A 9416-nucleotide genomic window follows, 5' to 3' on the forward strand; every position below is an offset into this window, starting at 1 on the left:
CATGGCAACTATTAAAGTAACTCAAACTAAAAGCTCAATTGGTCGTCTGCCAAAGCACAAAGCTACTTTGCGCGGTCTAGGTCTTCGTAAAATCAACCACACAGTAGAACTTGAAGATACTCCGTGTATTCGCGGTATGATCAACAAGGTTTACTACATGGTTAAAGTTGAGGAGTAATCAGAATGCGTTTGAATACTCTAGCACCGGCTGCTGGCGCGAAAACTTCTGCGAAGCGAGTAGGTCGTGGTATCGGTTCAGGCCTAGGTAAAACTGGTGGCCGTGGTCACAAAGGTCAAAAATCACGTTCTGGCGGCAGTGTTCGTCCAGGTTTCGAAGGCGGTCAGATGCCTCTGAAACAACGTCTACCAAAATTCGGTTTCACTTCTCGTAAGAGCCTAGTGTCTGCTGAAGTTCGTCTAGCTGAGCTAGCGAAAGTTTCTGGTGACGTAGTTGATCTAAACAGTCTTAAAGCTGCTAACATCATCACTAAGAACATCGAATTTGTAAAAGTTGTTCTTTCTGGTGAAATCAACAAAGCAGTGACTGTTAAAGGTCTACGTGTGACTAAAGGCGCTAAAGCTGCAATCGAAGCTGCAGGCGGTAAAATCGAGGAATAATCTCGAGGAACGAGGTACAGATGGCTAAGAAACCAGGACAAGATTTTCGTAGTGCTCAGAGCGGCTTAAGTGAACTAAAGTCGCGCTTGTTATTCGTAATTGGTGCACTTTTAGTATTCCGAGCCGGCTCTTTTGTGCCGATTCCTGGTATTGACGCTGCTGTACTTGCCGATTTGTTCGAACAGCAAAAAGGTACCATCGTTGAAATGTTTAACATGTTCTCCGGTGGTGCTCTTGAGCGTGCATCTATATTAGCATTGGGCATCATGCCGTATATTTCGGCATCTATTGTTGTCCAATTGCTAACTGTAGTTCATCCAGCGTTAGCTGAACTCAAAAAAGAGGGTGAAGCAGGCCGTCGTAAGATAAGCCAATACACACGCTACGGCACGCTTGTACTTGCAACCTTCCAAGCTATAGGTATTGCAACTGGCCTACCAAACATGGTCGACAATCTGGTTGTTATCAACCAAACCATGTTTACGCTAATTGCTACCGTAAGTTTAGTAACCGGTACCATGTTCTTGATGTGGTTAGGTGAACAAATTACAGAGCGCGGAATTGGTAACGGTATTTCGATACTGATTTTTGCAGGTATTGTTGCTGGATTGCCTTCTGCAATCGGTCAAACAATCGAGCAAGCGCGTCAAGGTGAATTGCATGTACTTCTTCTGTTGCTAATCGCGGTATTAGCTTTTGCAGTAATTTACTTCGTTGTTTTCATGGAACGTGGTCAACGCCGAATCGTCGTTAACTATGCGAAACGTCAACAAGGTCGTAAAGTATTTGCTGCGCAAAGCTCGCACTTGCCTCTTAAAATTAACATGGCAGGTGTAATTCCAGCGATTTTTGCATCAAGTATTATCTTGTTCCCAGGAACATTGGCTCAGTGGTTTGGTCAAAACGGTGAGAGCAGCGCGTTCGGTTGGTTAACTGACGTGTCTTTGGCTCTTAGCCCAGGTCAACCGTTGTATGTAATGCTTTATGCAGCAGCAATTATCTTCTTCTGTTTCTTCTACACGGCGTTGGTTTTCAACCCGCGTGAAACAGCAGATAACTTGAAGAAGTCTGGTGCATTCGTACCCGGTATCCGCCCAGGTGAGCAGACAGCGAAATACATTGATAAAGTAATGACACGTTTAACCCTTGCTGGTGCACTGTACATTACCTTTATCTGTCTGATTCCCGAGTTCATGATGGTCGCGTGGAACGTACGTTTCTACTTCGGCGGTACATCGCTACTAATCGTAGTTGTTGTAATTATGGACTTTATGGCACAGGTACAGACTCATCTGATGTCTCAACAGTATGATTCTGTGTTGAAGAAAGCGAATCTGAAAGGCTACGGCCGTTAATCCGGCGGTAGACTCAGTTTCATTTACGGAGTTTAGCAATGAAAGTTCGTGCTTCCGTTAAAAAAATCTGCCGTAACTGTAAAGTAATCAAGCGTAACGGTGTCGTTCGCGTGATTTGCAGTGAGCCAAAGCACAAACAGCGCCAAGGCTAATTAGCAGAAATTTTTACTTGAAAATGAAGGTTGGGTCGAGTATATTCCTCGGCCTACCTTTTGCGTGCAAAAGAAGTAGTATTCCGCAGCGTATCCATAACGGGCTTTGCTGCGGCTAATTCTTTTATAGAAACACTTAGGAGTGAATAATGGCCCGTATAGCAGGCATTAACATTCCTGATCAGAAACATGCAGTAATCGCTCTAACAGCGATCTACGGCATCGGTAAAACTCGCTCTCAAGCTATCCTAGCTGAAGTGGGTATTGCTGAAAATGTTAAGATCAGTGAACTAACTGAAGAGCAGATCGATCAACTGCGTGATGGTGTAGCTAAGTACACTGTAGAAGGTGATCTACGTCGTGAAGTATCTATGAACATCAAGCGTCTTATGGACCTTGGCTGTTACCGTGGTCTTCGTCATCGTCGCAGTCTACCACTACGTGGACAGCGTACTAAAACCAACGCTCGCACCCGTAAGGGTCCGCGTAAGCCGATCAAGAAATAATCGGGAAGGTAGAGTACAATGGCTAAACAACCAACTCGCGCTCGTAAGCGCGTACGCAAGCAAGTTGCAGATGGCGTTGCGCACATCCATGCTTCTTTCAATAACACAATCGTAACCATTACTGACCGTCAAGGTAACGCTCTTGCATGGGCTACTGCAGGTGGTTCTGGTTTCCGTGGTTCTCGTAAGTCTACTCCGTTCGCTGCACAGGTTGCTGCTGAGCGTTGTGCTGAAATGGCTAAAGAATACGGCCTAAAGAACTTGGAAGTTATGGTTAAGGGTCCTGGTCCAGGTCGCGAATCTACTGTTCGTGCACTAAACGCCGCTGGTTTCCGCATCACAAACATCGTTGATGCTACACCAATCCCTCATAACGGTTGTCGTCCACCTAAGAAACGTCGCGTATAGCGTTTCTAGGACAATTGGAGAAGAATCATGGCAAGATATTTGGGTCCTAAGCTGAAGCTTAGCCGTCGTGAAGGCACTGACTTATTCCTTAAGTCTGGTGTTCGCGCGATCGATACCAAGTGTAAAATTGATAACGCACCAGGTGTACACGGCGCTCGTCGCGGTCGTCTATCTGAGTATGGCGTTCAGCTTCGTGAGAAGCAAAAAGTACGTCGTATGTACGGCGTTCTAGAAAAACAATTCCGTAACTACTACAAAGAAGCTGCTCGCCTAAAAGGCAACACTGGTGAAAACCTACTTCAGCTTCTTGAAGGTCGTCTTGATAACGTAGTTTACCGCATGGGCTTTGGCGCAACTCGCGCAGAAGCACGTCAGCTAGTTAGCCACAAAGCTATCCTAGTAAACGGTAAAGTTGTAAACGTTCCTTCTTTCAAAGTAGCGGCTAATGACGTTGTTTCTATTCGCGAGAAAGCTAAACAGCAAGCTCGTATCAAAGCAGCTCTAGAAGTTGCTGAACAACGTGAAAAACCAACTTGGATTGAAGTAGATGGTGGCAAGATGGAAGGTACATTCAAGCGTATGCCTGAGCGTTCTGATCTATCAGCTGACATCAACGAACAATTGATCGTCGAGCTTTACTCTAAGTAAGGTTTAAACTAAAGAGAGGACACAATGCAGGGTTCTGTAACAGAATTTCTTAAGCCACGTCTAGTTGACATCGAACAAATCAGCTCGACTCACGCAAAAGTAACTCTTGAGCCATTAGAGCGTGGCTTTGGTCATACTCTGGGTAATGCACTTCGCCGCATCCTTCTATCTTCTATGCCAGGTTGTGCTGTAACAGAAGTAGAAATTGAAGGCGTACTTCATGAGTACAGCACGAAAGAAGGCGTTCAAGAAGATATTCTTGAAATTCTTCTAAACCTTAAAGGTTTGGCTGTGCGCGTTGCCGAAGGCAAAGATGAAGTGTTCATTACTTTGAACAAATCAGGCTCGGGCCCTGTGGTTGCAGGTGACATCACCCATGATGGTGATGTAGAGATCGCTAACCCTGAACACGTAATTTGTCACCTAACGGATGACAACGCTGAGATCGCAATGCGTATCAAAGTTGAACGTGGTCGTGGTTATGTTCCAGCTTCTGCGCGTATCCATAACGAAGAAGACGAGCGTCCTATCGGTCGCCTACTAGTAGATGCTACTTACAGCCCAGTAGACAAAATTGCCTACGCTGTAGAAGCAGCTCGTGTAGAACAGCGTACTGATCTAGACAAGCTTGTTATCGATATGGAAACAAACGGTACTCTAGAACCTGAGGAAGCAATCCGTCGTGCAGCTACAATCCTAGCTGAACAATTGGATGCATTCGTAGATCTTCGTGATGTACGAGTTCCTGAGGAGAAGGAAGAGAAGCCAGAATTCGATCCGATCCTACTGCGTCCTGTAGACGATCTTGAACTAACAGTTCGCTCTGCTAACTGTCTGAAAGCAGAAGCGATTCACTACATCGGTGATCTAGTACAACGTACTGAGGTTGAGCTACTTAAAACGCCTAACCTTGGTAAAAAATCTCTTACTGAGATTAAAGACGTACTTGCGTCACGTGGTCTGTCTCTGGGCATGCGCCTAGAAAACTGGCCACCTGCATCAATCGCTGAAGATTAATCGATACTAGTTAGAAGGATTAGGTCATGCGCCATCGTAAGAGTGGTCGTCAACTCAACCGCAACAGCTCACATCGCAAAGCGATGTTCAGCAACATGGCTAGCTCTCTAGTACGTCATGAAGTTATCAAGACTACTTTGCCAAAAGCAAAAGAGCTACGTCGCGTAGTTGAGCCTTTGATTACACTAGCTAAGACTGACAGTGTTGCTAACCGTCGTCTAGCATTTGCACGTACTCGTGACAACGAAGTAGTTGCAAAACTATTTAACGAACTAGGTCCACGTTTTGCTGCTCGTCAGGGCGGTTACACTCGTATCCTAAAAGCTGGCTTCCGTGCTGGTGATAAAGCTCCAATGGCTTACATTGAGCTTGTAGATCGCCCAGCTGCTGAAGAAGCTGCTGAGTAATCAGTTCGTAAGAACGAGAAAGCCGAGCATTAGCTCGGCTTTTTTGTATCTGTAATTCAGTAAACCTTTATATCCAGCCTGCATTTATTTCAACCGATGCAGACTGGCAATTTAAAAAGTGATTATCACTTACGCTTATTTACTAGTATTCCACAACCCGCCCAACGAACTTAGAAGCCCTTCGCTAGCGCCTTGCTTGTTCAAGTAATCCAAGATTACTGGAGCAAACTGACTGATCATAGATGGGTCTAAACCTAACGTATCGAATGCACTTTTTACTGCACTGATATTCTCAATATTTCCTAGTAAGCTTTGTGCTCCTTGCAAGTTTGAAAGTCCAGGAATCAAAGACTGTAATTCACTACTATTTTCTTGCGAAAGCTGGCTTTGAGCCAAAGCGAGTAGTGCACCACTGCCTCCGGCTGCTTGCTCAGTGGATACTGGTAATTGGCTAGTTAGCATGTCTGTTAATGGAGACGACTCGGTGTTCAAGCTGCTGCCGACCATGTCCATCAGGCCACTTTCTTTACTTTTTTGAGTGACTGAATCTAAGAATGCGTGCGCACTACCAATGTTGATTGATAGGAGTGCTAGAGTTAGGAGTGTTTTACGCATAGTACCTCCAAAGGTTGAGCGTTTTTTAAAAGTGATTTTATTTTTAAAGGCTATCAGAGTGAAAGGTTCAGAGGTGAGAAAGTTTATTCAGTTTAGACAAAAAAACGGCGCTAGTGCGCCGTTTTATTTAATCATAATTGAAAATGGTTTCAATTAGATAATATCTAATAGTTCTACTTCGAAAACTAAAGCTGCAAATGGAGGGATAGCCGCACCAGCGCCACGCTCACCGTACGCAAGATCTTGTGGTACGTATAGCTTCCACTTAGAGCCAACAGGCATTAGTTGTAGTGCCTCTACCCAACCTTTGATTACACCTGTAACAGGGAATTCAGCAGGTTGACCGCGAGATACAGAGCTATCGAATACAGTACCGTCAGTTAGCTCACCGTGGTAGTGAACGCGAACTGAGCTTTCTGCTGTAGGAACTGCACCAGTACCTTCAGAAATGATTTCGTACTGAAGACCAGAGTCTAGAACGTTAACTTCAGGTCGTAGAGCGTTGTCTTTTAGGAACGCTTCGCCTTCTGCTGCCGCAATTTTTGCTGCTTCTTGGCGAGCTGTTTCTGCACGAGTGTGAAGTTCTTGTAGTGCTTTGTTGATTTCATCAATTTCGATTGATGGCATGTCACCAGTTAGTGCTGTTGCAATACCCGCTGCGATAGCATCAACGCTAAGACCTTCAAGACCAGAGCCTGCAAGTTGCTGACCCATTTGCAGACCAATGCCGTAGCTTGCTTTTTGTTCTGCAGTTTCAAATTTAATTTCAGACATGAATGTCGCTCTTATTAGGAGTGATAAAGGTAACAGGATATCAGTTTCGAGCTTAGGTTTAAATGATTGCGACTGAATGCTTAATTGAGGCGGCCAGGTTGTGACTTATCTCTTACTCCAAGTGAAATTTCTGCTAATTTAATCCCAATTCCATTTTAGTTTGGTGAAAAACATATACTCTCCGCGTCGGTATTTTTATACTGACCGTAGAAGTATTAAGGGACTCATTACAATGAATCGTCGCAGAAAGAAAAAGCAGCAAGTCGACTATGTCGAATTGGTTAAACAAAAATTCGCTGCTATCGACTGGAAGCAGCCGTTCAACAAAGAGCAATGGTTGGAGCGTATACAGCCTGTTAAGCAGTTTTGGTTGCGTCTGCCTAAATTTCATCAGCGTGCTTTGATGGTCTTAGTGCCATTGATTCTGGTACTCCTTGTTATTCCTTTGCCAAATAAAACAGATCAACCAGTTGAGCAGACTGAGGTCGATCATCAACGCGTAGCGATTGAGCTGAACGCGCAGAGTTTAAGCCAGCAGAGAACCTCTCAGAACTCTGGACCGAAATCTGAAGACTGGAAAGAGTACACGGTTAAAAATGGTGATACATTAGCGCAGGTTTTCAGAAGTAATCAGCTCTCTATGGCGGATCTTAGCGCTCTGGTCAAAATAGAAGGCAGTGATAAGCCGCTAAGCCAAATAAAGCAGGGACAGTTGATTCGCTTTAAGCTTAGTGACGAAGGCGAGTTAGATATGCTACAGCTGGAAAAAAGTGGGCGGTCCGTTATGTTTTTCCGTTTGTCGGATGGGACCTTTGGGCGTAACAAGTAAACGCTTCAAATGAAAAGACGCGAATATATCGCGTCTTTTTAGTTAGTTTTTTAATTCGATTAGTTTTCATAGTAACCAATCGAATTGAAACTTATAGCGCTACGGATTCTTTCCGCATATCCACATGAGGGATACCATCTTCAAGGTAGCACTCTGAGATAACCTTGAATCCATGACTTGCATAAAACTGGATGAGGTGTTCTTGAGCACCTATATCTATTGTCTGCCCTGGCCATAATGTTTCGCATTGTGCCAATGCCTTGTCCAATAACTTATGACCTAAGCCACCGCCTCGCGCGGTCTGCTTTGTCACCACTCGACCAATACTCACATTGTCATACGTAGTGCCTGCGGGCAGTAATCGTGCGCAAGCAACCAGTTCATCACCGTGATAGCCTATTAGATGATAAACGCCTTCGAGTGTGTCCTTACCATCAAGTTCAGGATAAGGGCAGGTTTGTTCAACAACGAATACATCCACACGCAATTTCATCATTTCATACAGCTGTGTGGTTGTTAGCTGAGCAAAGGGCAAAGTAATCCAAGTGAGCATGTTGTCATCCGTAATGAGAATAGAGTGACTGACTTTACTTTGTTTTGAGCTCATACTCATTAACAAAGGTTAATTAGCACTGGTTTTCCCACCAAATCTGGTGATAATGTGCCCTCTTTCCATCTCACCTGAGGATATCCCCGTGAGCAAACAAACATTCGATCAAGTAGGGCTTAACCCAGCGTTACTTGCCACACTTGATTCCCTGAACTATACCCACATGACGCCAATTCAAGCTTTGAGCTTGCCTGCAATCCTAAAACATCGTGATGTCATCGGGCAGGGTAAAACGGGCTCAGGTAAAACCGCTGCATTTGGTTTAGGGGTTTTATCGAACCTCAACGTCAAACGCTTTCGTGTCCAGTCATTAGTATTGTGTCCAACGCGTGAGCTTGCAGACCAAGTAGCGAAGGAAATTCGTACTTTAGGTCGCGGCATTCATAATATTAAAGTGCTTACTCTCTGCGGTGGGATGCCTATGGGGCCACAAATTGGTTCGCTGGAGCATGGTGCGCATATCCTAGTTGGTACTCCTGGTCGTATTTTGGATCACCTTGAAAAAGGCCGAATTGATCTTAGCGAACTGAATACCTTGGTGCTAGATGAAGCTGATCGCATGTTGGACATGGGGTTCCAAGACGCATTAGATGCAATCATCGATGCAGCGCCAAAGCAGCGTCAAACTCTACTTTTCAGTGCTACTTTTCCAGAAAAAATTGAGCAAATTGCGCAGCGTATAATGCAGACACCGGAAGTGATTAAGGTGGAATCGACGCATGATACCTCAAGCATTGCGCAGTACTTCTATAAAGTTGAAGGCTCGGAAGCACGTGATGAAGCATTGGCGAATTTGCTGCTGACTCACCAGCCAGAGTCCGCGGTGGTTTTTTGTAATACCAAAAAAGAAGTGCAAAGTGTCGCAGATGAGTTGCATCACAAAGGATTCAGCGTTATCGATATCCATGGGGACTTAGAGCAGCGTGAACGCGACCAAGCATTGGTGCAGTTTGCTAACAAGAGTGTGTCTATCCTTGTTGCAACAGACGTTGCAGCGCGTGGTTTGGACGTTGATAATCTTGATGCTGTCTTTAACTTTGAGCTATCGCGCGATCCTGAGGTTCATGTGCACCGTATTGGTCGTACAGGTCGTGCGGGTAGTAAAGGTTTAGCGTTCAGCTTTTTTGGTGAGAAAGACGGTTTACGTGTAGCTCGTATTGAAGAATACCTAGAGATGGACGTGGTACCAGCAACATTGCCTGCCAAATCAAATCAGCAGCCATACCAAGCGAAGATGGTTACGATTAACATTGATGGCGGTAAGAAACAGAAAGTACGACCGGGTGATATTTTAGGTTGTTTGACAGGAAAAAATGGTATTCCAGGCTCTCAAGTCGGAAAGATTCACCTGTTCCCTGTACGCGCTTATGTTGCCGTCGAAAAGTCTGTGGCTAAAAAGGCTCTACAGACCATTAGTAACGGCAAGATGAAAGGGCGCCAATTCCGGGCGCGAATTCTTAAATAGCTCAAATAGCAG

14 protein-coding genes are annotated in these 9416 nt (G+C 44.9%); 11 read left to right on the forward strand and 3 right to left on the reverse strand.

Annotation, left to right across the window (positions count from 1 at the left end; all coding sequences use genetic code 11):
* The first annotated feature begins 1 nt into the window (after position 1).
* The 9 genes from rpmD to rplQ all read left to right on the forward strand — a co-directional run bounded on the left by rpmD (position 2) and on the right by rplQ (position 5111).
* Complete coding sequence (gene rpmD / locus R7P74_RS07760) at positions 2-178, forward strand: 50S ribosomal protein L30 (RefSeq protein WP_005379565.1); 177 nt, start codon at positions 2-4, stop codon at positions 176-178.
* Positions 179-183: 5 nt separating this feature from the next.
* On the forward strand, positions 184-618 hold the full coding sequence (gene rplO / locus R7P74_RS07765) for a 50S ribosomal protein L15 (protein ID WP_005383155.1): 435 nt from the start codon (positions 184-186) through the stop codon (positions 616-618).
* A gap of 20 nt (positions 619-638) precedes the next feature.
* Positions 639-1973, forward strand: coding sequence for a preprotein translocase subunit SecY (secY, locus tag R7P74_RS07770; protein ID WP_005379562.1), 1335 nt, complete (start codon positions 639-641; stop codon positions 1971-1973).
* A gap of 38 nt (positions 1974-2011) precedes the next feature.
* Entirely contained in the window at positions 2012-2125 is a 114-nt protein-coding gene (rpmJ, locus tag R7P74_RS07775) for a 50S ribosomal protein L36 (protein ID WP_000868186.1), read from the forward strand.
* A gap of 149 nt (positions 2126-2274) precedes the next feature.
* A complete protein-coding gene (rpsM, locus tag R7P74_RS07780) occupies positions 2275-2631 on the forward strand; it encodes a 30S ribosomal protein S13 (RefSeq protein WP_005383154.1) in 357 nt (118 codons plus the stop codon).
* Positions 2632-2649: 18 nt separating this feature from the next.
* Positions 2650-3039: a 30S ribosomal protein S11 gene (gene rpsK / locus R7P74_RS07785; protein ID WP_001118870.1), complete on the forward strand. Its 390-nt coding sequence runs from the start codon at positions 2650-2652 to the stop codon at positions 3037-3039.
* Between the two features lie 27 nt (positions 3040-3066).
* Positions 3067-3687: a 30S ribosomal protein S4 gene (rpsD, locus tag R7P74_RS07790; protein ID WP_005383146.1), complete on the forward strand. Its 621-nt coding sequence runs from the start codon at positions 3067-3069 to the stop codon at positions 3685-3687.
* Positions 3688-3711: 24 nt separating this feature from the next.
* Complete coding sequence (locus tag R7P74_RS07795) at positions 3712-4704, forward strand: DNA-directed RNA polymerase subunit alpha (protein ID WP_005383143.1); 993 nt, start codon at positions 3712-3714, stop codon at positions 4702-4704.
* Between the two features lie 26 nt (positions 4705-4730).
* Positions 4731-5111: a 50S ribosomal protein L17 gene (gene rplQ / locus R7P74_RS07800; protein WP_005383141.1), complete on the forward strand. Its 381-nt coding sequence runs from the start codon at positions 4731-4733 to the stop codon at positions 5109-5111.
* A gap of 135 nt (positions 5112-5246) precedes the next feature.
* On the opposite strand, the gene R7P74_RS07805 is transcribed toward rplQ, so the two are convergent.
* Both R7P74_RS07805 and R7P74_RS07810 read right to left on the reverse strand, forming a co-directional pair.
* On the reverse strand, positions 5247-5726 hold the full coding sequence (locus tag R7P74_RS07805) for a DUF2780 domain-containing protein (protein ID WP_017820297.1): 480 nt from the start codon (positions 5724-5726) through the stop codon (positions 5247-5249).
* Between the two features lie 153 nt (positions 5727-5879).
* The gene (locus R7P74_RS07810) at positions 5880-6500 is read right to left on the reverse strand and encodes an FKBP-type peptidyl-prolyl cis-trans isomerase (RefSeq protein ID WP_005383137.1); all 621 of its coding nucleotides are present in this window, start codon (positions 6498-6500) and stop codon (positions 5880-5882) included.
* Between the two features lie 232 nt (positions 6501-6732).
* Between R7P74_RS07810 and R7P74_RS07815 the strand changes: the two genes are divergently transcribed.
* On the forward strand, positions 6733-7329 hold the full coding sequence (locus R7P74_RS07815) for a LysM-like peptidoglycan-binding domain-containing protein (RefSeq protein WP_017820296.1): 597 nt from the start codon (positions 6733-6735) through the stop codon (positions 7327-7329).
* A gap of 91 nt (positions 7330-7420) precedes the next feature.
* On the opposite strand, the gene R7P74_RS07820 is transcribed toward R7P74_RS07815, so the two are convergent.
* Positions 7421-7882 carry a GNAT family N-acetyltransferase gene (locus R7P74_RS07820; RefSeq protein ID WP_017820295.1) on the reverse strand — a complete coding sequence of 154 codons (462 nt, stop codon included), beginning with the start codon at positions 7880-7882 and terminating at the stop codon, positions 7421-7423.
* A gap of 142 nt (positions 7883-8024) precedes the next feature.
* On the opposite strand from R7P74_RS07820, the gene dbpA reads away from it, so the two are divergent.
* Positions 8025-9404 carry an ATP-dependent RNA helicase DbpA gene (gene dbpA, locus R7P74_RS07825; RefSeq protein ID WP_005379583.1) on the forward strand — a complete coding sequence of 460 codons (1380 nt, stop codon included), beginning with the start codon at positions 8025-8027 and terminating at the stop codon, positions 9402-9404.
* Positions 9405-9416: the final 12 nt, after the last annotated feature.

Source organism: Vibrio sp. 2033, assembly GCF_033339735.1.